Annotated in this window: 23 protein-coding genes; 17 read left to right on the top strand and 6 right to left on the bottom strand. The window is 32.1% G+C overall.

Annotated elements, in window-relative coordinates; translation table 11 throughout:
* Genes hisG through hisE form a run of 9 tightly spaced genes read left to right on the top strand, consistent with a single transcriptional unit; the run spans position 1 to position 6,477 of the window.
* Complete coding sequence (gene hisG, locus KPL37_RS05235; protein WP_216146364.1) at positions 1 to 651, top strand: ATP phosphoribosyltransferase; 651 nt, start codon at positions 1 to 3, stop codon at positions 649 to 651.
* Entirely contained in the window at positions 648 to 1,940 is a 1,293-nt protein-coding gene (gene hisD, locus KPL37_RS05230) for a histidinol dehydrogenase (RefSeq protein WP_216146363.1), read from the top strand. The genes hisG and hisD overlap by 4 nt, the downstream gene beginning before the upstream one ends.
* Complete coding sequence (hisC, locus tag KPL37_RS05225) at positions 1,940 to 2,980, top strand: histidinol-phosphate transaminase (protein ID WP_216146362.1); 1,041 nt, start codon at positions 1,940 to 1,942, stop codon at positions 2,978 to 2,980. Before hisD ends, hisC begins: the two co-directional genes overlap by 1 nt.
* Before the next feature lie 51 nt (positions 2,981 to 3,031).
* Complete coding sequence (hisB, locus tag KPL37_RS05220) at positions 3,032 to 3,622, top strand: imidazoleglycerol-phosphate dehydratase HisB (RefSeq protein ID WP_216146361.1); 591 nt, start codon at positions 3,032 to 3,034, stop codon at positions 3,620 to 3,622.
* Positions 3,623 to 3,633: 11 nt separating this feature from the next.
* Positions 3,634 to 4,236: an imidazole glycerol phosphate synthase subunit HisH gene (hisH, locus tag KPL37_RS05215; protein WP_216146360.1), complete on the top strand. Its 603-nt coding sequence runs from the start codon at positions 3,634 to 3,636 to the stop codon at positions 4,234 to 4,236.
* Positions 4,236 to 4,952: a 1-(5-phosphoribosyl)-5-[(5-phosphoribosylamino)methylideneamino]imidazole-4-carboxamide isomerase gene (gene hisA / locus KPL37_RS05210; RefSeq protein WP_216146359.1), complete on the top strand. Its 717-nt coding sequence runs from the start codon at positions 4,236 to 4,238 to the stop codon at positions 4,950 to 4,952. The genes hisH and hisA overlap by 1 nt, the downstream gene beginning before the upstream one ends.
* A gap of 3 nt (positions 4,953 to 4,955) precedes the next feature.
* Positions 4,956 to 5,717, top strand: a complete 762-nt coding sequence (gene hisF / locus KPL37_RS05205) for an imidazole glycerol phosphate synthase subunit HisF (RefSeq protein WP_216146358.1) — start codon at positions 4,956 to 4,958, stop codon at positions 5,715 to 5,717.
* A 27-nt stretch (positions 5,718 to 5,744) separates the two neighbouring features.
* Positions 5,745 to 6,083, top strand: coding sequence for a phosphoribosyl-AMP cyclohydrolase (gene hisI, locus KPL37_RS05200; protein WP_425514028.1), 339 nt, complete (start codon positions 5,745 to 5,747; stop codon positions 6,081 to 6,083).
* 58 nt (positions 6,084 to 6,141) lie between these two features.
* Positions 6,142 to 6,477, top strand: coding sequence for a phosphoribosyl-ATP diphosphatase (hisE, locus tag KPL37_RS05195; protein WP_216146356.1), 336 nt, complete (start codon positions 6,142 to 6,144; stop codon positions 6,475 to 6,477).
* A gap of 59 nt (positions 6,478 to 6,536) precedes the next feature.
* Here the strand turns inward: hisE and KPL37_RS05190 are convergent, their stop codons facing one another.
* Positions 6,537 to 7,301 carry a DeoR/GlpR family DNA-binding transcription regulator gene (locus tag KPL37_RS05190; protein ID WP_216146355.1) on the bottom strand — a complete coding sequence of 255 codons (765 nt, stop codon included), beginning with the start codon at positions 7,299 to 7,301 and terminating at the stop codon, positions 6,537 to 6,539.
* Positions 7,302 to 7,560: 259 nt separating this feature from the next.
* Here KPL37_RS05190 and KPL37_RS05185 point away from each other — a divergent pair, with 259 nt between their 5' ends.
* Genes KPL37_RS05185 through pbfA form a run of 6 tightly spaced genes read left to right on the top strand, consistent with a single transcriptional unit; the run spans position 7,561 to position 14,250 of the window.
* A complete protein-coding gene (locus KPL37_RS05185) occupies positions 7,561 to 8,313 on the top strand; it encodes an ABC transporter ATP-binding protein (RefSeq protein WP_216146354.1) in 753 nt (250 codons plus the stop codon).
* Complete coding sequence (locus tag KPL37_RS19685) at positions 8,306 to 9,931, top strand: ABC transporter permease subunit (protein WP_246578138.1); 1,626 nt, start codon at positions 8,306 to 8,308, stop codon at positions 9,929 to 9,931. Before KPL37_RS05185 ends, KPL37_RS19685 begins: the two co-directional genes overlap by 8 nt.
* 39 nt (positions 9,932 to 9,970) lie before the next feature.
* Entirely contained in the window at positions 9,971 to 10,957 is a 987-nt protein-coding gene (locus KPL37_RS19680) for an extracellular solute-binding protein (protein WP_246578137.1), read from the top strand.
* Positions 10,958 to 10,978: 21 nt separating this feature from the next.
* Complete coding sequence (gene phnW, locus KPL37_RS05175; RefSeq protein ID WP_216146353.1) at positions 10,979 to 12,076, top strand: 2-aminoethylphosphonate--pyruvate transaminase; 1,098 nt, start codon at positions 10,979 to 10,981, stop codon at positions 12,074 to 12,076.
* Positions 12,069 to 12,884 carry a phosphonoacetaldehyde hydrolase gene (phnX, locus tag KPL37_RS05170; RefSeq protein WP_216146352.1) on the top strand — a complete coding sequence of 272 codons (816 nt, stop codon included), beginning with the start codon at positions 12,069 to 12,071 and terminating at the stop codon, positions 12,882 to 12,884. Before phnW ends, phnX begins: the two co-directional genes overlap by 8 nt.
* The gene (gene pbfA / locus KPL37_RS05165; RefSeq protein WP_246578136.1) at positions 12,856 to 14,250 is read left to right on the top strand and encodes a (R)-1-hydroxy-2-aminoethylphosphonate ammonia-lyase; all 1,395 of its coding nucleotides are present in this window, start codon (positions 12,856 to 12,858) and stop codon (positions 14,248 to 14,250) included. The genes phnX and pbfA overlap by 29 nt, the downstream gene beginning before the upstream one ends.
* A gap of 214 nt (positions 14,251 to 14,464) precedes the next feature.
* On the opposite strand, the gene KPL37_RS05160 is transcribed toward pbfA, so the two are convergent.
* From KPL37_RS05160 to KPL37_RS05140, 5 genes are all read right to left on the bottom strand, one after another.
* On the bottom strand, positions 14,465 to 15,172 hold the full coding sequence (locus KPL37_RS05160; protein WP_216146351.1) for an MIP/aquaporin family protein: 708 nt from the start codon (positions 15,170 to 15,172) through the stop codon (positions 14,465 to 14,467).
* Positions 15,173 to 15,250: 78 nt separating this feature from the next.
* Complete coding sequence (gene glpK / locus KPL37_RS05155; RefSeq protein WP_216146350.1) at positions 15,251 to 16,741, bottom strand: glycerol kinase GlpK; 1,491 nt, start codon at positions 16,739 to 16,741, stop codon at positions 15,251 to 15,253.
* Positions 16,742 to 16,861: 120 nt separating this feature from the next.
* Positions 16,862 to 17,227, bottom strand: coding sequence for a DUF1667 domain-containing protein (locus tag KPL37_RS05150; RefSeq protein WP_216146349.1), 366 nt, complete (start codon positions 17,225 to 17,227; stop codon positions 16,862 to 16,864).
* Positions 17,228 to 17,233: 6 nt separating this feature from the next.
* A complete protein-coding gene (locus KPL37_RS05145) occupies positions 17,234 to 18,493 on the bottom strand; it encodes an NAD(P)/FAD-dependent oxidoreductase (protein WP_216146348.1) in 1,260 nt (419 codons plus the stop codon).
* 36 nt (positions 18,494 to 18,529) lie between these two features.
* Entirely contained in the window at positions 18,530 to 19,969 is a 1,440-nt protein-coding gene (locus KPL37_RS05140; protein ID WP_216146347.1) for an NAD(P)/FAD-dependent oxidoreductase, read from the bottom strand.
* 304 nt (positions 19,970 to 20,273) lie between these two features.
* Between KPL37_RS05140 and KPL37_RS05135 the strand changes: the two genes are divergently transcribed.
* Positions 20,274 to 20,846 carry a glycerol-3-phosphate responsive antiterminator gene (locus KPL37_RS05135; protein ID WP_216146346.1) on the top strand — a complete coding sequence of 191 codons (573 nt, stop codon included), beginning with the start codon at positions 20,274 to 20,276 and terminating at the stop codon, positions 20,844 to 20,846.
* Between the two features lie 182 nt (positions 20,847 to 21,028).
* Positions 21,029 to 21,667 carry a histidine phosphatase family protein gene (locus KPL37_RS05130; RefSeq protein WP_216146345.1) on the top strand — a complete coding sequence of 213 codons (639 nt, stop codon included), beginning with the start codon at positions 21,029 to 21,031 and terminating at the stop codon, positions 21,665 to 21,667.
* The last annotated feature ends 286 nt before the right edge of the window (positions 21,668 to 21,953 follow it).

The raw sequence follows: 21,953 nt of genomic DNA, 5'->3' as shown, positions 1-21,953 counted from the left end.
ATGAAAACAATACGTATAGCATTAACAAAAGGAAGATTAGAAAAGTATGCTATTTCCATGTTTGAAGATATCGGAATAGATTGTACAGATCTTAAAAATAAGGGAAGAAAATTAATTCTTAAGGATGTAAAAAACAATATAGAATTTGTTTTAGTTAAGTCTACAGATGTTTTAACTTATGTAGAACATGGCGCAGCAGATATTGGGATTGTTGGAAAAGATACTTTAATGGAGCAAAATAAAGAATTTTATGAAGTAGTAGATTTAAAGGTTGGCAAATGTATGTTTGCAGTTGCAGCACTACCAAGTTTTAAAAGTTATGATGGGTATAATCGTAAAAAAATAGCTACTAAATACCCAACAGTTGCAAAAGAATATTTTAAAAAAAATAATGAAGATGTTGAAATTATAAAACTTGATGGGTCAGTGGAACTTGCTCCAATCCTTGAGTTATCAGATGCAATTGTGGATTTGGTTGAAACAGGGGATACACTTCGGGAAAACGGATTGATTATTATAGAAAAAATATGTGATATTAGTGCAAGAATGATAGTAAATAGAGCTAGCATGAAGATGAAAAAGGATGAGATAGGTAATTTAATAGTTAAGGTTCAACAATATGTAGATAAAAATGAGGCGATGATAAAATGATAAAAATTACAGAGGCAAATAGCACTGATGGAAAAGAATATATGAAATTTTTAAAAAAAAGAACGGAGGATGTTCAAAAAGATGCAAATATTATAGTAGATAAAATTTTAGTAGATATAAGAACTAGAGGTGATGATGCTATAATTGAATACACTCAGAAATTTGATAGTAAATATATTACTTCTAAAAATTTTATTGTAACAGATGCAGAAATTAAAAACGCGTATAAAATGGTTGACCAAGGATTTTTAGATGCCATAACACTTTCAAAAGCAAATGTTAAGGAATTCCACGAAAAACAAGAGAGAAATGCTTGGATGATGACAAAAGAAAAGGGTGCTATTTTAGGCCAAACTGTAAGAGGACTAGAAAGTGTTGGAATATATGTGCCTGGTGGCACTGCAGCTTACCCATCATCTGTTATTATGAATGCAATTCCAGCAAAGGTTGCAGGTGTTGAAAATTTAGTGATGGTAACACCACCACTTAAGGATGGAACTGTGAATCCTAATATTCTAGTTGCAGCAGATATAGCTGGCGTGGATAAGATTTACAAAATGGGTGGTGCACAAGCGATTGCCGGACTTGCATATGGAACAGAAAAAATATCTAAGGTAGATAAAATAGTAGGACCAGGAAATATTTATGTGGCTATGGCCAAAAAAAGTGTGTTTGGATCAGTTGCCATTGATATGATCGCAGGCCCCAGTGAAATATTAATTATTGCAGATGAGTTTGCAAATGAACATTTTATTGCAGCGGATTTAATGTCTCAAGCAGAGCATGATGTTCTTGCGTCAGCTATGCTTATAACTACATCAAGAGACCTTGCAAATAAGGTAGTTAAGGAGCTAGAAATACAGATAAAAGATATGAGCAGGTGTAATATTATTAAGAAATCGTTAGAGAAATATGGAGTTATTTTAATAGCTCAAAATATAAAAGAAGCTATAGAACTTGCAAATGACATTGCACCTGAGCATCTTGAAGTAATGGTTCGTGAACCATTTAATTATTTAGGTGATATAAAAAATGCTGGTTCCATATTTTTAGGTGAGTATGCTCCAGAACCACTAGGAGATTATATGGCAGGACCAAATCATGTTCTCCCAACCAGTGGAACTGCAAGATTCTTTTCACCATTATCTGTAGATGATTTTATTAAAAAATCAAGTTATATATATTATACTAAGGAAGCACTAAGCGAAGTTAAGGACAAGGTAATAAAATTATCAGATGTTGAAGGGCTTACAGCTCATGGAAATTCGATTAAAGTGAGGTTTAAATAATGGTACAAGATTTTTTTAGAGAAGATTTAAGTGATTTTGAATCATATAGTGCAGGTAGGACTGATTATAAAGTTAGGTTAAATGCCAATGAAAGTTTTAGTAACCTTGATTTTGAAACTAGAAAAGAAATAGGCAAGGTAATAGAGAATTCCATTTATAATAGGTATCCAGATCCAGAGGCACTTGAGGTATGTGCGCTTTATGCTAAATATGCTAACGTTAAAAATATAAATGTAATGGCTGGAAATGGTTCAGATGAGTGCATTCAAATAATTGCTCATACATTTTTAAATACTGGGGATAAAGTAGCAATGCAAAGCCCTGATTTCTCCATGTATGGATTATATACTAAGGTTGCTGGAGGAATCCCAATTGAATTTCCACTAGGACCTGCATTAGAATTGGATGTAAAAGGTTTTATTAACATGGCTAATAGCGAAAAGGTTAAAATTGTATTTTTATCTAATCCTGATAATCCTACAGGTAATATTATTAAAAGAGAGGATATTATTAAAATAATAGAAGAATGCAAATGTATTGTAGTAATTGATGAGGCATACTTTGAATTTTATGGCGAGAGTATTTTAGATAAAATAGATTTTTATGAAAACCTAATAGTACTTAGAACTTGTTCGAAAATTGGTCTTGCAGCCATCAGGCTGGGATTTATGATTACGAATAACGTTTTAATGTCTGAACTTAAAAAAGTAAAGCCACCTTATAATGTGAATTCTATCACTCAGAGTATTGCATGTATTATACTAAAAAGACCGGAAATAATATATAACAATGTTAAAAACATAATTGCAGAGAGAGTTTACCTATGGGAAAAATTGAGCAATATTGATGGAATAAAGCTGTATAAAGCTAAAGCAAATTTTATACTAGTTGAGGTCTCAAATGCTTTAGAAATTAAAGAAAAACTTTTAAAACAAAGTATAAATGTGCGTTGTTATACTTCTGGTAAATTAGTAAACTGTTTGAGAATAACAATAGGAAGTAGAGAAGAAAACAACTGTTTATTAAAAAATATTATCTAAAAAAAGAGGTATTATATAAATTCAATTAACATTTCAAAAGGAGCGAGGTATATGATTCAAAGAGAAGCAGAAATATCAAGAAAAAGTAATGAAACTGATATTGAGGTACGTATAAATTTGGATGGGTCTGGAAATTTTGAAGGCGATACAGGTATAGGTTTCTTTGACCATATGTTAACCCTTTTTGCAAAACATGGACTCCTAGATTTATATGTTAAGGCTGTAGGAGATTTATTTGTAGATTCTCATCATACTATTGAAGATGTTGGTATAGTGCTTGGACTGGCAATTAAGGAGGCACTAAAAGGCAAAGAGGGAATCAAACGATATGGAACTAGTTTTGTACCTATGGATGAAACGCTGGCTACAGTGTCACTAGATTTAAGCGGGAGACCTTACCTGGTATTTGATGCTGATTTTACAGTAGATAAAATTGGAGATTTTGATACAGAAATGGTGGAAGAATTTTTTAGGGCTTTAGCTATGAATAGTGGGATAACGCTCCATGCAAGGATTATATACGGGAAAAATAACCATCATATGGTGGAAGGCTTATTTAAAGCTTTAGGAAAAGCATTAAGTGAAGCCCTAACATATGATAAAAGGATAAAAGGCGTTATGTCTACAAAAGGATCTTTATAAGGAGGAAAACTATGATAGCAATAGTTGATTATGGTGTTGGAAATTTAAATAGCGTTCAAAATGCACTTAAGTCATTAAATATACAGTCAATTATATCATCAGATGCTGAGGAAATATCTAAATGCAAAAGTATCATTGTTCCAGGGGTAGGTGCTTTTCCAGATGCGATGAAGAATATGAAAGAGACTGGAATAGATAAGGTAATTATACAGGCTGCTAAAGAAGGAAAACCAATACTTGGCATATGTCTAGGTATGCAACTCTTCTTTGACGAAAGTTGTGAGGTTGAAAAATGCCCTGGACTTGGATTATTAAAAGGAAATATTATAAAACTGGAGGGTTCTATAAAAATTCCACACATGGGATGGAATAGCTTATCTTTTGAAAATAACTCTCCATTACTTAATGGCATAGAAGAAAATCAGTATGTATATTTTGTACATTCTTATTATGCAGTAAATTGTGAGGAGGGTATTATAAATGCATATAGTATGTATGAGAAAAAGATACCTGCAATTGTAAGTAAGGGCAATATATTCGGTTTGCAGTTTCATCCAGAGAAAAGTGGAGATTTTGGGATGAAATTACTTAAAAACTTCGCGGAGGTAGTATAATGAAAATATTTCCAGCAATAGATTTAAAGGGTGGAAAATGTGTTAGACTTTTTCAGGGTGAATTTATGTCAGCGAAAGTTGTAGGGGAAGATCCACTACAAACTGCTTTAAGTTTTACGAATAAGGGAGCAGAATATTTACATATGGTAGATCTGGATGGGGCATTAAGAGGATCTATTGAAAATTTGAATAGTATAAATAAAATTATTAATGATTTGAAAATTCCTATTCAACTTGGCGGTGGAATTAGAAGTATAGATACTATAGAGATGTTAATTAGCAAAGGATTAAGTAGAGTTATACTTGGTACTGCAGCTTTAAACAATCCGACACTTGTAAAAGAAGCAGTTAAAAAGTTTGGAGATAAAATTGCAATTGGAATAGATGCAAGAGATGGTTTTGTAGCAGTAGAAGGCTGGCAAAAAAGTAGCAAAGTTGAATATATAGATTTTGCAAAACAAATGGAGAATATAGGTATAAAAACTATAATCTTTACTGATATAAGTCGTGATGGAACTTTGACTGGACCCAATTTTGAGGCAACTGGAAAAATTAATGATGAGGTTTCATGTGATATTATTGCATCAGGTGGCATGAAATGTATTGATGACATAAAAAAGCTTAAGAAAATGAACATTTATGGAGCAATTATTGGAAAAGCACTTTATAGTGGCAATATATCGCTTGAAGAGGCAATACTTGAGGGGAGGGCTTAACAGATGCTTACTAAAAGAATCATACCTTGCCTTGATGTAACTAATGGAAGGGTAATGAAAGGAATAAACTTTGTTAATTTAACTGATGTAGGAGATCCTGTTGAAATTGCTGAGTTCTACAACGGCGAAGGTGCAGATGAAATCGTATTTTTAGATATAACAGCCACTCATGAGGGAAGAAAAACAATGATTGATGTTATAAAAAGGACTGCTGAGAAAGTATTTATTCCACTCACTGTAGGAGGAGGAATTAAAAGTATAGATGATTTTAAAGAAATACTTAGAGCTGGAGCTGATAAAATCTCTATAAATTCTGCTGCAATTCGTAATCCTAAACTCATAACGCAGGCTGCAGAAAAATATGGAAGCCAATGCGTTGTTGTTGCTATAGATGGAAAGAAGAATGAGAACAATATAGGGTGGCATGTAGTTATAAATGGTGGAAGAATAAATACGGGACTAGATGCAGTGAAATGGGCAAAAGAGGTTGAGCAGCTAGGTGCAGGTGAAATACTTTTAACAAGTATGGATGCTGATGGAACAAAACAAGGGTATGATATAGAATTTATAAATGCAATAACAGATATTGTAAATATTCCTGTAGTTGCATCAGGTGGCTGCGGGAAAATAGAGGATTTTTATGATGTTTTTAAAAAAAGTGGAGCAGATGCTGCTCTTGCAGCTTCTTTATTTCATTACAAGGAACTTTCCATTAGAGAAGTAAAAGAGTATCTTAAACATAAAGATATAGAAATTAGAATTTAAGTAAATAATAAAAAATAAAGAAATGTGGTGGTTAATTTGGATAGTATAAAAGAAATTCAATTTAATAAGGGGTTAATACCTGCAATTATTCAAGAACAATGTAGTGGAGAAGTTCTAATGCTTGCATATATGAACGAAGAGTCTTTTAAAAAAACAATGGAAACTGGAACTACTTGGTTTTTTAGCAGATCAAGAAATAAGTTGTGGAACAAGGGAGAAACATCAGGTCATTTTCAATATGTAAAAAGTATAAGTTTTGATTGTGATGGAGATACAATTCTTATTAAAGTAGAGCAAGTTGGAGCAGCTTGTCATACTGGTAATAAAACTTGTTTTTATAGAGAAATTTGGAAGGAAAAAGTATAGCTAAAAAGCAATAATAGAAACTAAGGGTTTAAAATAAAAATAAAAGGAGAATTGTAAAATGAGTGAAACTAATGTAGTACAGGAACTTTATAAGATAATTGAGGATAGAAAAGCTAGTCCTATAGAAGGGTCATATACTAGTTATTTGTTTGAAGAAGGAATAGACAAAATATTAAAAAAAGTAGGAGAAGAAAGTGCAGAAGTAATAATTAGCAGCAAAAACGATGATGATAAGGAGACTGTTGGAGAAATATCAGACTTATTTTACCATACATTAGTGCTTATGGTTGCAAAGGGTATAAAAATAGATGCTGTTGTAGCTGAACTAGAAAAAAGAAGAGGAAAGATATGCAATAAAAAACAAAAAAGAGTAGATAGTGAAGGTATTCATTAATATAAACACTTTAATTTGATTTTTATAAAAAGACTATTATATAATTATAGCTGAAGATTTTAATCTTCAGCTATAATTATTTTTGATTTGTATTTATTAAAGCTGCTAGCCATACTTTTAGTTAAATTAGAATCTGTAATGATAAAATTAACTTTGCTAATTGGAACGATATTAATTGTAACATCCCTACCAAATTTACTACTGTCAGCTGCTACTAATATTTCTTTTGATCTTTCGAGGATAGTCTTTCGTATTACTGCCTCTTGCATGTTAAAATCTGAGATTCCATTTTCTAATGTAATTCCACCTGCGCAAATGAAACTTTTTTGAATATTGAGTTGAGAAAAGTTAAATATGTAGTCATAGGATACAATAGACCTTTCATTATGTCTTACTTTCCCACCAATTACAATAATATCATGTTTGCTATTTATTAATTCATTTAATACTGGAATAGAGTTAGTTATGATTGTTAAGTTCTTTTTATTTGTTAGGTATTTTGTAAGTTGATAGGTGGTTGAACCACTGTCAATAAAAATACAATCCCCATCATTTATAAATTCGCTACACTTCTTTCCAATTGATTGTTTTTGAAGCAAGTTATTGCTCATTCTATTTTCCATGGTAGGCTCGCCAAAGGTGATGAGCTTTATTTTTGCCCCTCCATATACCTTTTCAATTTTGCTTTGTTTTTCTAGAATAGATAAGTCACGCCTAACTGTTTCTATGGATATGTTAAATGCAGTCATGAATTCAGAGATAGTAACTACATCTTTTTTTGAAAGTAAATCTAAAATTTTTTTTTGCCTTTCGCTTGGTAACATAAAATCACTCCCTTAAAGTTTCTTTATTATTATATAAACAATTTATCATAAATAATGACAATATACAAGAAATTGATCTAAAAAGTATAAACAAATTATCATATATGTAAAGAAAGTATGTCATAACATTGTATAAACATGATAAACAGATAGTGATAATTTACAAAATCTTAACCTGTTCATAATATAGTTTAACATTTATAAATGTATACTAAAAGTGCGATGATCTTAAAAGTAAAACATTTTGGAGGTGAATTAAATGTTAGAGCTCAGAAATATAACAAAAAGATATGATGGTAAATTAATATTAGATGATATAAATATAAAAATAGAAAATGGAGAGATTGTTTCTATGCTTGGACCAAGTGGAAGTGGTAAAACTACATTACTTAATATTATTTTGGGAATAACGACTATGGATAGTGGATCAATTATATTTAATGATATTGATATAAGCAAAGTTTCTATGAAGGATCGTGGATTTAATATTGTTTTTCAAGACTATGCACTTTTCCCTAATCTTAATGCTTATAAGAATATCGTATATGGGCTAAGAAATAAACCTAATTTAGTAAGTAAGGAGGAGCTTTGCGGACTTATAGATTTTTTAGAGTTAAAACCTCATTTATACAAAAGAATTCATGAGTTATCTGGTGGACAAAAACAAAGAGTGGCACTCGCAAGAACCCTTGCAATAAAACCAAAGATACTTCTTCTAGATGAACCGCTTAGTGCTCTTGATGGAGTTATAAAGGAGACAATAAAGGAGAAAATCAAGGCTATTACTAGAGAATATAAACTCACGACGATTATTGTAACTCATGACGCGGAGGAAGCTTTAACTATGGCAGATAAGGTATTGATTATTGATAAAGGTAAGGTTTCGCAATATGGGTCGCCAAAAGAAATAGTACATGAGCCTAAAAATAATTTTGTGGAAGAGTTTATACTACGTCAATTGAAAATAAAGAAAGATAACATTTACAACTTATTTGGAGATAACTATGTATAGAAAAAAAACAGAAACTAAAATTATATTTATTGTTATTACGTTATTTTTTATAGCATTTCTTTTTACTCCTTTATTAGTACTTTTAAGCAAGTCTCTTAATAGTGATAAAGGAATAGGATTTTTTAACTATTATTTAGTTACACATAATAAGGAATTTTTAAGTTCTATAGGAAATAGTATAAAAATTTCTATAATAACTTCACTTATAACAACGATTTTAGCTTTTATACTTGCTTACGGAGTAAACTGCACCAAAATGTTTAGACCTTTAAAAAACCTAATAAAGATAGGAATTTCAATACCAATGCTCTTACCTACTATAACTTATGGTTTCGCTATAATATATTCTTTTGGTAAGCAAGGATTGCTTACAAAACTTTTTGGAAGAGAGCTATTTAAAATTTATGGCTTTAATGGACTTTTGTTAGGTTATGTAATTTATACCCTTCCCTCAGCTTTTCTTCTCATTAATAATTCTTTTGAGTATATTGATAAAAGATTTATTATTGTATCAAAGCTTATGGGTGATAATTTATTTAAAAGTTTTATGAATACAATTTTCAGGCCTTTAATTGGAACGCTTGGCGGGGCCTTTGTACTTAGCTTTATTTTGAGCTTTACAGATTTTGGTATACCGGCATCAGTAGGTGGTACATACACCGTAATATCAATGCAGCTTTATCAGGTAATGCTGGGATCTATACCAGATTTTAATGCTGGAGCTGCTATAGCAATACTTATGCTTTTACCTGCAGTTTTCGGGGTGTTACTTTTAAATTACCTTGAAAAATTCAATTTTAGCTATGACAAATTTACAAGGATCGAACTATGCAAAAACAAATTTAGAGATATTGCTTTTGCTCTAGTATCAGTTAGTGTTGTGGCCTCAATTATGTTAACATTTTTAGTTATGTTTGTAGCACCTTTTGTAAAAAATTATCCTTATGATATGAGTTTTACGACCAAGCTTTTTAAAAATACTATTTTATCAGGAGATATTTTGGAGGTGTATGGGAATTCATTTTTAGTATCAATTATTTCAGCGGGTTTTGGTACTATGATATGTTACAGTGCAGCTATTGTAAATGCTCGCTCGTATATGAATAAGAAAGTCAAGATGACGATGGATGCATTTTCAATGATAACTAATACGGTACCAGGCATGGTTTTAGGACTTTCATACTTAATGCTATTTAATAAGAGTGATTTAAAAGGAACTTTCACTATAATAATAATTTGTAACACCGTACATTTCTTTACTACACCTTATCTCATGGCTAAAAATTCCTTGTCAAAAATGAATCCAACCTGGGAAACAACAGGAGAATTAATGGGGGATAACTGGATAAAAACTATAATGAGAGTGATTATTCCTAATTCAATAATAACAATAGTCGAGATGTTTGGATATTATTTTATAAATTCCATGGTTACAATTAGCGCTATTATTTTTCTTGTAACTGCAAGAACTTCTATGTTAACAAGTAAAATTAACGAACTCCAATACTTTCAAAATTTTAACGGGGTTTTCACACTGTCTATACTTATATTTTTGACTAATATATTTATCAAACTTGGCTGTGACTTAATTAACAAAAAAATAGCTATCCACAAATAAAGTAAAAAACAAAAAATGTAAAGCGAAGGAGAATTTATTATGAATAAAATATTTAAAATTATTACAATTTCTTTAATGGTATGTTCAATGTCAGTAGCATTTATAGGTTGTAGTCCTAAGAGTGCACAAAAGGTAGTTATTTATACTAATGCAGATGAAGAAGCTGTGGCATCTATGGAAAAAACTCTTAATGAATCAGGTTTCGACGGAAAATATGTATTACAAACTCAAGGAACATCTGAACTTGGAGGAAAGTTAATGGCAGAGGGTAGTGATATTGAGGCGAATTTAGTAACAATGAGTTCTTATTTTATAGACAGTGCACAGAAGAAAAACAATATGTTTGAGAATTTAACTTTTGAAACTAATACACTCGAGAAATATCCAACTTATTATACACCAATACTTGCAAACACAGGTGCTATATTCGTTAACACAAAGGTTATGAAAGAAAAGGGAATTACTATGCCCAGTTCTATAAAAGATTTAACTAAAGATGAGTATAAAGGATTAGTTTCTATTCCTAATATAATGAATTCATCAACAGCTTGGCTTCTTATTCAGTCAATTATAAGTGAATATGGTGAAAAAGAAGGTAGTGAGGTACTTCGCAAATTAATTTTAAATTGCGGACCTCATGTTGAAACTTCAGGATCAGGGCCAATAAAAAAAGTTAGAGTAGGAGAAGTTGCAGTAGGATTTGGACTTCGTCATCAAGCTGTAGCTGATAAAGCTAAAGGACTCAATATTGATTATATTGATCCAATAGAAGGTAATTATTCGCTTACAGAATCAATTGCAGTGGTTAAAAAGAAAGATACAGCAACAACAAAACTTGCTATGGAAATGGCCAAAGTTATAGTAACTAAAGCAAGGCCTGCACTTATTAAAGATTATCCTGTAGCACTTTATAAAGGTGAGACTATCAATAAATTAAATAAACCAGGAAATCCTAAAAAGTTTGTGAAGCCATTAACAGTTGAACTTCTTAAACAACATCAACAATTCTTTACAAATTCAAAATAAGTAAATAGAGGGGTAGTTAATATGGAAAATTATAAACTTTTAACACCAGGACCGCTTACAACAACAAAGACGGTTAAAGAAGAAATGCTTTTTGATAGGTGTACTTGGGATGACGAATATAAAGCAATAACCAAAAAGATTAGATTTGAGCTTCTTGAAATAGCTGTAGCATCACCTAAGGATTATACTACAGTTCTTATGCAAGGAAGCGGAAGTTTTGGTGTTGAGTCAGTTTTACACTCCACTATAAGTGGAAAAGACAAGTTGCTCATAATATCAAATGGAGCTTATGGTGAAAGAATTATAAAAATGGCTAAATGTATTGGTATTAATTATATTAGTTTTAAATTAGAGTATGATAATGTTTTTAAAACGTGCGACATAAAAGATATTCTTGATAATGATATAGAGATAACACATATTGCTATGGTCCATTCTGAAACAACCACAGGTATAATTAATCCAATAGAGGAGATTGCAAAAATATCTAAGGATTATGGCAAAATATTGATTATTGATGCAATGAGTAGTTTTGGAGGAATACCAATTAATGTACAAAATTTAGAAATAGATTATTTGGTTAGTAGCTCAAATAAATGTATCCAAGGAGTGCCTGGGTTTTGCTTTGTAATTTGTAAGATAGAGAGACTTATTAAATGCTTTGGAAATTCCAAGAGTTTATGTTTGGATTTATATGATCAGTGGAAAAGTATGGACAAGGATGGACAATGGCGATTTACATCGCCTACTCATGTAGTTGCTGCTTTTTCAAAGGCAATCGACGAATTAATTGAGGAAGGTGGGGTAGAAGCGCGAAATGATCGTTACAAGAAAAACAATTGTTTACTAAGAAGTAAATTAAAGAATATAGGGTTTGATGCTTATATAAAGGAAGAACTCCAATCTCCCATTATAACTACTTTCCTTTTTCCGAGCGAAAATTTTGACTTTAGCGATTTCTACAATTACGTGAAGGAAAGGGGATTCGTTCTATACCCTGGTAAGTTAACAGAGGTTAATTCCTTTAGAATAGGTAATATTGGTGAAATATATGAAGAGGATATTGAGAAAGTATGTAACATAATTGAAGGATATATGGGGGGAGAAAAACATGAATAAAGTTGAAGGAGTTATATTTGATTGGGCAGGAACAACCGTAGATTTTGGATGCTTCGCACCTGTAAATATATTTTTAAAAATATTTAAAAAAATGGGAGTAGAAGTAACGATGGAGGAGGCGAGGGCCCCCATGGGAATGCTTAAAAGGGATCATATTAAGGCTATGCTCCAAATGCTTAGAATAAGGGAAATTTGGAAAGAAAAATATGGTAGAGATTTTAATGAGAAGGATATTGATGATTTGTATAGTGATTTTAAGCCTTTACTTATTGCATCGCTCGCGGAATATACAGACCCAATTCCAGGGGTTATAAATACAGTTAGAATAATAAGAAACAGTGGAATGAAAATTGGTTCAACTACGGGATACACAGATGAAATGATGGAAATAGTAGTAGCTTGCGCTAAGAAAAAGGGGTATGAGCCAGATTGCTTTGTAACACCCGAGACTACAAACTCTATTGGTAGACCGTATCCATATATGATATTTAAAAACATTGAAAAATTAGGGCTTACGACTTCATGGAAGGTTGTAAAAGTAGGTGATACAATATCTGACATTAAAGAAGGGATAAATGCCGGAGTTTGGTCTGTAGGCGTAGTAGTTGGAAGCTCGCAGATGGGACTGAGTTATGAGCAGTTTATTAATCTTCATGATAATGATAGAAATGAAGTTATTAAAAATACCGAGGATAGTTTTTTTAAAGCTGGTGCAGATTTTACTATAAAAACTATGATGGAGCTTCCGGGGCTTATTGAAAAGATTAATAAATTGATGAATGAAGGTAAAAGACCGAATGCAAGATAACACAGGATTAAATTCTGAAGGTGATGTTAATTTTAGCAAAAGTCGAGAAAATTTGATAAATTCACTTGATGATAAGAGTAAAGATTTTTTAGAAGCTGATGAAGCTATATTTATGAGACAATCAATGTCTACTCCTTGTATGGACGTAATTGTTAACGCAAAAGGGTGTTACGTTTACGATATGGCAGGGAAGAAATACTTAGATTTTCATGGTAATAGTTTACATCAAGTAGGTTATAAAAATTCCTATGTAATAGATGCCGTTATAAATCAAATGAAGGAGCTACCATTTATTCCTAGAAGATACACTGCAGACGTTGCTATAAGAGCTGCGAATGCGTTAGTAAATAAGACAACATCAAAGGATTATAAAGTATTATTCACTCCATCGGGTACTGCAGCTGTAGGAATTGCACTTAAAATTGCAAGAAAAGCCACAGGAAGACATAAGGTTATATCTATGTGGGAATCATTTCACGGGGCAGGACTTGATGCCATTTCTGTGGGGGGAGAATATGCTTTTAAAAAGGATATGGGACCTCTAATGACAGGATGCATAAAGGCAATCCCCTACAATGGGTATAGGAATTTAATTGGGAGTGAAAGTAGAGATGATGTATCTAAGTTTTGCTTAAATTATATTGAATATATAATAAAGAATGAGGGAGATATAGGAGCTATATTATTAGAACCTGTAAGAGCTACAGACACACATATACCTCCTAAAAGCTATTTTAAAAAACTTAGAGAAATATGTGATGAAAATGAAATATTATTAATCTTTGATGAGATACCTACAGCGATAGGTAGAAGTGGTGAATTTTATGTGCATCAAATTTTTGATGTAGAGCCAGATATAATTGTACTTGGTAAGGGACTTGGTGGTGGAATAATACCTCAAGCGGCCGTGCTAACAAAAACTAAATATGATAAAGCGGGAGATATTTCTCTAGGACATTATACCCATGAAAAACCAGCTGTAGGATGCGCGGCTATCTGTGCAACTATAGATTTTATTGATGAAAATAAACTAATAGATAATTGCAGAAAAATATCGGAGTACGTAAAAGAAAAGGCTAAGGAACTTTATAACGTTTATGATTGTATTGGTGATATACGAATCTTAGGATTATTAATTACCTTTGAATTTGTAAAAAGTAGAAATTCAAAGGTGAAATATGAAGAACTAGCAGAAAAGATTTTATATAAATCACTAGAGCTTGGGTTGTCATTTAAAGTATCATCAGGAAATTGTATAACTTGGCATCCACCACTTATTGTCACGAAAAGCGAAATTGATAAAGCTTTTAGTATATTTGATCGGGCTATTAAGTGTAGCTTAACAACATATACAAATCTTAACTAATATTTCATGCAATAATTCGAAAACATGATTGAACTATATTAAAAACTAAATAAAAACATCCAATTTTACTAAAGTAATATGTACCCTATAGAGTAGACATTTTAAAAAGTCACTCTATAGGGTACATATTATTACATTGAAATTGGATGTTTTTATTTTATTTATAATTTATTAAAAATAAGATATTATTACAGGTTTAAATACTAAAATGAGGTTAACCAAACATAGTAACAGCTGCGAGTGCACCTACAAGGCCACCACAGATTGGAGCAACTACTGGTATCCATGCATATCCCCAATTAGAATCGCCTTTACCAGCTATTGGCAATATTGCATGAGCAATTCTTGGTCCTAAATCTCTTGCAGGATTAATAGCATATCCAGTTGGACCACCTAAACTTAAACCAATTACTAAAATTACAAATGCGGCAATAAGTGGACCAAATCCAGGAGCTGATTTGGTTTGAGCAACACCTAGTAATGCAAATACTAATACAAATGTTCCTATAAATTCTGATAAAAAGTTTGCTGGTGTATTTTTAATTCTAGGTGCAGTGCAGAATATAGCAAGTTTTCCAACTTTGTTATCTGTAGCTGCCCAATGAGGGTAATACATAAGCCATACTAAAACTCCACCAACTATTCCTCCAAGCATCTCAGCTACGATATAACCAGGTACAACTGACCATGATAAACTACCAATAGCAGCTAGTGATATAGTAAGTGCAGGATTAAATGAAGCACCGCTTGCTGTTCCAAAAATGTAAGCTGGAATACCAACTGCAAATGCCCAACCAAAAGTTATAACTATCCAGCCACCATCATGTCCATTTGTATCATTTAAAACTACATTTGCAACTACTCCATCACCAAGAAGAATGAGTAGTGCTGTTCCGAAAAACTCTGCATAATATGGTAACATAATATTTTCCCCCTCTATATATTATTTATTTCAGAAGTAGAATCTATTATGAATTCTACTTCTGTTAAATGTGTCTTTTTATTCTTCCCAGTCTCTAGATCTACCGACAGCTTTATGCCATCCTTTTAAAAGTTTAACTCTTTTTTCTTCTTCCATTTTAGAATGGAAAGATCTTGATAAGGCCCAGTTTTTTGAAATTTCCTCTTGATCTTTCCAATATCCAACTGCTAGGCCTGCCAAATATGCGGCACCTAAAGCTGTTGTTTCAATAACTTCTGGTCTATCAACTTGAACATCTAATATATCTGCTTGAAACTGCATTAAGAAGTTATTAGCACATGCACCACCATCGACTTTTAATGCTTTAAGAGTTATACCTGAATCCTCCTGCATAGCTTTTAATACATCATTTGTCTGGTAGGCTAAGGATTCAACTGCTGCTCTTATAAAGTGTTCTTTTTTAGTCCCACGAGTTAAGCCAACGATTGTTCCTCTTGCATACGGATCCCAATATGGTGCTCCAAGTCCAACAAAGGCAGGTACCATATATACACCATCTGTATCTTCAACAGCGGTAGCATATTCTTCTGATTCAGGTGCACTCTTAATCATCCTTAATTCATCTCTTAACCATTGAATGGCTGCTCCTGCAACAAACACACTTCCCTCAAGAGCATAGTTAACTTTGCCATCAATACCATAAGCTATAGTTGTAAGTAAACCATTATGTGATTCAACTGCTTTTTCACCAGTGTTCATTAATAGGAAACAACCGGTACCATAAGTGTTTTTAGCTGTGCCAGCTTCATAACAAGTTTGACCAAATAATGCAGCTTGTTGATCTCCTGCTGCGCCAGCTATAGCTATTGGAGAGCCAAATATAGAGCTATCAGTATATCCATAACAATAACTTGATGGTTTAACATCTGCAAGCATTGATTTTGGTATATCTAAAGTTTTAAGTATTTCATCGTCCCATTTCAATTCATGAATGTTGTAAAGCATTGTTCTAGAAGCATTTGTATAATCAGTTACATGAACCTTTCCATTTGTTAACTTCCAAATTAACCATGTGTCAATAGTACCAAATATTAAATTACCTTTGTCAGCTTCTTCTCTTGCTCCAGCAACATTATCAAGTATCCATTTAACTTTAGTTCCAGAAAAATAAGCATCAAGTATAAGTCCGGTTTTAGCTTGTACTACTTTATCAAAGCCTGTAGTTTTTAATTCATCACATATACCAGCAGTTCTTCTACATTGCCAAACAATAGCATTATATACAGGAACACCAGTATTTTTATTCCAAACTACTGTAGTTTCTCTTTGATTAGTTATACCAATGGCTGAAATATCTTTTGCTGTTATACCAATTTTGGCCATAGCTTCTTGTGTTACACCTAATTGAGTAGCCCAAATTTCCATAGGATCATGTTCAACCCAACCTGCTTTAGGGAATATTTGTGTGAATTCTTTTTGAGCTACGCTTACAATTAATCCTTCCTTGTTAAACACAATGCATCTTGAACTTGTTGTTCCTTGGTCTAGTGCAATTACATACTGAGCCATAATTTTTACACCCCTCATCAATTTAATTTAGTAACCGTTTACTTGATATTTATAAAAACCACGATATTATATTTAATAATATCGTGAATTTTTTAATAAAATATTAGTAAGCTGATACTATTATACCACGTAAATATTCTTTGTGGCTATAATATTTACTCCTGTATTAAGTACATTTTCGACAATTACATCACCTATGTGAATAGGTGCTTTTACTATAACGCCTTTTAATGCTTTTACACAATCAAACATTAAATTCTTGGGTATATCACTCTGCGTTTTTACAGGAACTACTTTAGCGTTTCCTCCAGAAACAAAAACAGATGAAGTGACGATTCGGGTAGGATTAGTACATTCTTTCTTACCGTAAGTCTCACCAATCTTACAATTGTTTCCTGATACACTTATAACTTCTTTGTCCTTAAGTTCTACTGTAAGAGCACAACCTACTGGACAGCCTATGCACGTCAATTCTCTTGTACTCATAATATATTACTCCTTTTCAACTTTAATAGTAATTTTTTTGCAGTCGCTGTATTTTTCAAAAACTGCCTTAGTTAATTTAACACTCTCCATTTCACCTGGTGTAAGTATCTTTTTCTTTAAGTGCATCTCGCGAACATCATCAAAGTAAACAGAGATATAAGCAGCTTTATGGACTTCGCCTACTCTAAATCTAACATCTATTCCATTACCTATGTTTTTAGGATTAATATTACTTGGTACTGTATACCTAACTCCATCAGTAGCGAAAACTTCAACACTCTGTCCCTCCTGATGAATTCCTTTTATACAGTCTGCGGCATTTTTACCAGCAGTATAACTTTCGGTAGTTACATTATCTACCAAATCATGAACATGAAGCACATTACCACAAGTAAATATTCCAGGTAGACTTGTCTGCATACTTTCATCGACTATTGGTCCACCTGTAACCCTATTAAGTACAATATTTGCTTTTCTAGAAAGCTCATTCTCAGGAAGAAGTCCAACAGATAATAGTAAGGTATCACAAGCGATGTATTCCTCAGTTCCAGTTATTGGTTTTCTGTTAGCATCAACCTTTGCAATAGTAACGCCGGAAAGTCTATCGTGACCATGTATATTTATTATAGTTGTGCTTAGTTTTAATGGAATGTTAAAATCATCTAAACACTGCACAATATTTCTTTTAAGTCCGCTTGAATGGGGCATTAACTCTACACAAGCTTTTACTTTTGAGCCCTCAAGAGTCATTCGTCTTGCCATTATAAGACCAATATCTCCAGAACCAAGAATTACTACTTCTTTTCCTGGCATTAATCCTTCAGCATTAACATATTTTTGCGCTGTTCCAGCAGTATAAATACCTGCGCACCTTGAACCGGGAATGTTTAAAGCTCCTCTTGGTCTTTCACGACATCCCATGGCAAGTATAATAGCTTTTGCCTTAAGTTCTAAAATACCATCTTCTGTATTTACAGCTGTAACTTGTTTATCCGAATTTACATCTAATACCATGGTATTTAGTTTATACTCAATTTTAAGATCAGTAGCTTTGTCTATAAATCGTTGTGAATACTCTGGTCCAGTAAGTTCTTCTTTAAAGGTATGAAGTCCAAAGCCATTATGAATACATTGGTTTAAAATGCCGCCTAATTGATTATCTCTTTCTAAAATTAAAATACTGTCTATTCCTTGGTCCTTTGCAGAAACTGCAGCTGCAAGTCCTGCTGGACCTCCACCAATAATGATTAAATCATATTCTTGCATATTTATTCCTTCCTCTCTATACTTAAAATTTATATTTTATAAAGATTGTTTATTTGTTCCAGTGATCAAAGTAGAATTTCCACCGAATTTTGTTACTTCCGAGCGGGGTATATTAAGTTCTTTTGCTAGAATGTCTACAACTTTTGTTGAACAGAAACCAGATTGGCATCTACCCATTCCAGCTCTTGTACGAAGCTTAACACCATCAAGTGTTTTTGCTCCAAGAGGTCTTCTTATAGCATCTAAAATTTCACCTTCTGTTACAGTTTCGCATCTACAAATAACTGTTCCATATTCAGGTATTTCTTTAATGATTGCTTTTCGCTCTTCAGTGGACATTTCTCTGAATTTTCTTATGCCTTTTCTTATTGGATTAAATTTTAAATTTTTTCCGGGATTTAGTTTATTTGTTATCATATCCACAACCATTACAGCAATACTTGGAGCACTGCTTAATCCTGGAGATGCAATTGATGCTACATTAATAAAGTCTTTAGCGTCAGCTGCTTCTTCAATTATAAAATCATCTGATTCAGTATGTGCTCTATTTCCTGCGAAAGAAGTTATAACCATATTCATAGGGAATGGCATTTCAATACTTAATTGAGCCTTTTTAACGATATCATCAATACCATCACGAGTTGTATCTAAATCTGCTTTGTCTTCTAAATCAACAGCATTAGGTCCAATTAACAGATTACCATCAACAGTTGGTGTAACTAGAACTCCTTTTCCAAGTTTAGTTGGAAGTTGGAAAATAGTATTTTTTATTAGTGCCCCTGCAACTCTATCAAATAAAACGTATTCTCCTCGTCTTGGTATTATGTTGATCTTATTCTTGCTAACCATATTATTCATTTCACCTGAATATAAACCGGCTGCATTTATTACAAATTTTGTTTCAATATCACCTTTATTAGTTTTTATAATATATCCATTTGAACTTTTTTCAATATTCTTAACTTCAGTTTCAAACTTAAATTCTACACCGTTATTATATGAATTTTCAGCAAGAGCAATAGTCATTTCATATGGACAAACTATTCCTCCTGTTGGAGCATAAAGTGCGCCAACGCAATGTTTTGTTATATTTGGTTCCATTTCTCTAACTTGATCACCATCAATAATAACTAAATCAGGAACTCCATTTAGTTTACCTTGTTCTAGTAAATGGTCAAGATCTGGCATATTCTTCTTATCGAAACAAAGAACTAAAGAACCATTTCTCTTAAATGGGAAATCCAATTCCTTTGCAAGGTCCGTAAACATTGCATTACCTTTTGCGTTTAATTTTCCTTTCAAAGTGCTTGGCTTAGCATCAAAACCACCATGTACAATTGCACTATTTGCTTTTGTTGTACCAGAAGCAACATCACTAGATTTTTCAATCACACAAGTTTTCACATTATATTTAGATAACTCTCTTGATATTGAGCAACCAATAACACCTGCACCAATAATAGTTACATCAAACATTATTTAACCTCCTAAATGCAAATAAAAAGAGAACCTTGATAAATAGACATAACATGTCCATAGATCAAGGCTCTCTTTTCTCCGCCTTTACTTATTTAATTACATATTATCATAATGTTTAGACGATTACAAGGGGGAAATAGTAAAAAAACGTAATTTCTAAACGATAACATAATAATATAAATTCTTGAATGAAAAATAATACTGTGATAAACTGAGCATAATAGTATAAGTCTGATTAAATCAAATTACTTTTATGATAATATATACTACAGACTAAAATAAAATTTTGGAGGAAACATCATTGGTAAATTTAGAACAACTCTTAATAGAGAACCCGGTTATTGCAGCAATAAGGAATGAAAAAGATTTGGAAAAAGTAATCCTTAGTAAAGTTCTTATTGTGTTTGTGTTATATGGAAGCATAATGAACATTAAGAAAATATCTGAGAGACTTAAAGAAGCGGGGAAGGTAGTATTTATTCATGTTGATTTAATAGATGGATTAAAGGGAGATTATGCAGGGCTGCTATTTATAAAGCAATGTGGTGATCCATATGGAATAATAAGCACAAGGCCGACCAATATAAAAAATGGGAAGAAATTAGGGCTTAGTGTTATACAAAGAATATTTGTACTAGACTCTTTGTCACTCGAGACAGGAATAAGAAATATACAATCAATACTGCCAGATGCTGTAGAACTTTTGCCGGGTATTGCAAGTAATATTATTAAAAGTATGGAAAATGAAGTGCGAGTACCAATTATAGCCGGTGGGTTAATTCAAACTAAGAAGGATATAATGCAGGCAATTGGTTCAGGAGCAATGGCTATTTCAACATCTAAACAAGAATTATGGAGTTTATCAGAGGAGTAGTTAAAATATAAATTTTAAATGAATGATAGCAGATTAAAAACATATAGGTTGAAATATAGAAAATAACAACCGTATCAATGATTTGATATGGTTGTTATTAATTATATACTGTGGTTTGGAACTAAAGGTATTACAGCTTAGTATACAAAAATTTAATAGCTATTAATAGGAAGTGAATAATATTGAATACAACAATAACATTAGTAAGGCATGGTGAAACCAACTGGAATGTTCTAGGAAAATTCCAAGGCTGCAAAGATATTATTCTATCAAATGAAGGTATTTTGCAAGCTCAATATTTAAATAAAAGATTTCAAAATGAGTATGATTATATTTATACAAGCCCATTAAAGAGAGCCCGCGCTACAGCAGAAATAATATCCAAAGGTAGTGATATTACACCTATAGTTGAAACAGGTATAACAGAAATAGATTTTGGAGAGTGGGAAGGTCTTACAATTAAAGAAGTTGAAACAAATTTCCCAAAAGAATTAGTTAAATGGAAAACTGATGAACTTAATGGACCAATGTGCGGTGGAGAGATAAGTCTTAAAATTGCGAGCATAAGGGCTAAAGAGGCAATTTTAAATATTGCAAGTAAACATCCCGGAAAAAATATTATAATAGTTGCTCATGGCGGAATTATTAAAGCTGGACTACTAGGCATATTTGACCTTAAAATGACCATGTATCATAAAATAATTTTAGGAAATACATCCGTATGCAAAATAGTTTTTGATAATGAATTAAGTCCTAAAATAATTACTTTAAATGATACAAGCCATCTCCCGGATAACTATAAGATAAAATCTTATGTTTAAGTAGTGAAAATTTAAAAGCAAATCCTGTCAATCATTTTTGAAAATGTCCCAAATTAAGTGAAACATTAGCACCAACGAATTGTTGGTGCTTTACTTTGTTTGAATTATAATTTTGGGTAAGTTTAATACACCTACTGAATACTAAACTTTTTTAAAAAGAAACATTCAGTAGATTTTATCAATGTATTTAAGCTGATTAAATATTAACCAGTTTTGTTTGATCTATGAGTTTGCTTGTCCAAGTATGCTTGAAATGATGCATGTTTCCAAGGATGACTCATAGGTG

This window comes from Clostridium frigoris, assembly GCF_018861865.1.
GTDB lineage: Bacteria > Bacillota > Clostridia > Clostridiales > Clostridiaceae > Clostridium_AD > Clostridium_AD frigoris.
The sequence above is the reverse complement of the archived record's forward strand: the minus strand, read 5'-3'. Positions and strand labels throughout refer to the sequence as shown.

Excerpts from the sequence above, each read along its gene's own strand:
- KPL37_RS19685 (WP_246578138.1), top strand. The coding sequence starts at position 8,306 with ATGTATAGAAAAAAAACAGAAACTAAAATTATATTTATTGTTATTACG.
- hisE (WP_216146356.1), top strand. The coding sequence starts at position 6,142 with ATGAGTGAAACTAATGTAGTACAGGAACTTTATAAGATAATTGAGGAT.
- phnX (WP_216146352.1), top strand. The coding sequence starts at position 12,069 with ATGAATAAAGTTGAAGGAGTTATATTTGATTGGGCAGGAACAACCGTA.
- hisF (WP_216146358.1), top strand. The coding sequence starts at position 4,956 with ATGCTTACTAAAAGAATCATACCTTGCCTTGATGTAACTAATGGAAGG.
- KPL37_RS05140 (WP_216146347.1), bottom strand. The coding sequence starts at position 19,969 with ATGTTTGATGTAACTATTATTGGTGCAGGTGTTATTGGTTGCTCAATA.
- KPL37_RS05185 (WP_216146354.1), top strand. The coding sequence starts at position 7,561 with ATGTTAGAGCTCAGAAATATAACAAAAAGATATGATGGTAAATTAATA.
- KPL37_RS05145 (WP_216146348.1), bottom strand. The coding sequence starts at position 18,493 with ATGCAAGAATATGATTTAATCATTATTGGTGGAGGTCCAGCAGGACTT.
- KPL37_RS05160 (WP_216146351.1), bottom strand. The coding sequence starts at position 15,172 with ATGTTACCATATTATGCAGAGTTTTTCGGAACAGCACTACTCATTCTT.
- KPL37_RS05150 (WP_216146349.1), bottom strand. The coding sequence starts at position 17,227 with ATGAGTACAAGAGAATTGACGTGCATAGGCTGTCCAGTAGGTTGTGCT.
- phnW (WP_216146353.1), top strand. The coding sequence starts at position 10,979 with ATGGAAAATTATAAACTTTTAACACCAGGACCGCTTACAACAACAAAG.
- hisB (WP_216146361.1), top strand. The coding sequence starts at position 3,032 with ATGATTCAAAGAGAAGCAGAAATATCAAGAAAAAGTAATGAAACTGAT.
- pbfA (WP_246578136.1), top strand. The coding sequence starts at position 12,856 with ATGAAGGTAAAAGACCGAATGCAAGATAACACAGGATTAAATTCTGAA.
- hisG (WP_216146364.1), top strand. The coding sequence starts at position 1 with ATGAAAACAATACGTATAGCATTAACAAAAGGAAGATTAGAAAAGTAT.
- hisD (WP_216146363.1), top strand. The coding sequence starts at position 648 with ATGATAAAAATTACAGAGGCAAATAGCACTGATGGAAAAGAATATATG.
- KPL37_RS19680 (WP_246578137.1), top strand. The coding sequence starts at position 9,971 with ATGAATAAAATATTTAAAATTATTACAATTTCTTTAATGGTATGTTCA.
- hisH (WP_216146360.1), top strand. The coding sequence starts at position 3,634 with ATGATAGCAATAGTTGATTATGGTGTTGGAAATTTAAATAGCGTTCAA.
- glpK (WP_216146350.1), bottom strand. The coding sequence starts at position 16,741 with ATGGCTCAGTATGTAATTGCACTAGACCAAGGAACAACAAGTTCAAGA.
- hisC (WP_216146362.1), top strand. The coding sequence starts at position 1,940 with ATGGTACAAGATTTTTTTAGAGAAGATTTAAGTGATTTTGAATCATAT.
- hisA (WP_216146359.1), top strand. The coding sequence starts at position 4,236 with ATGAAAATATTTCCAGCAATAGATTTAAAGGGTGGAAAATGTGTTAGA.
- KPL37_RS05190 (WP_216146355.1), bottom strand. The coding sequence starts at position 7,301 with ATGTTACCAAGCGAAAGGCAAAAAAAAATTTTAGATTTACTTTCAAAA.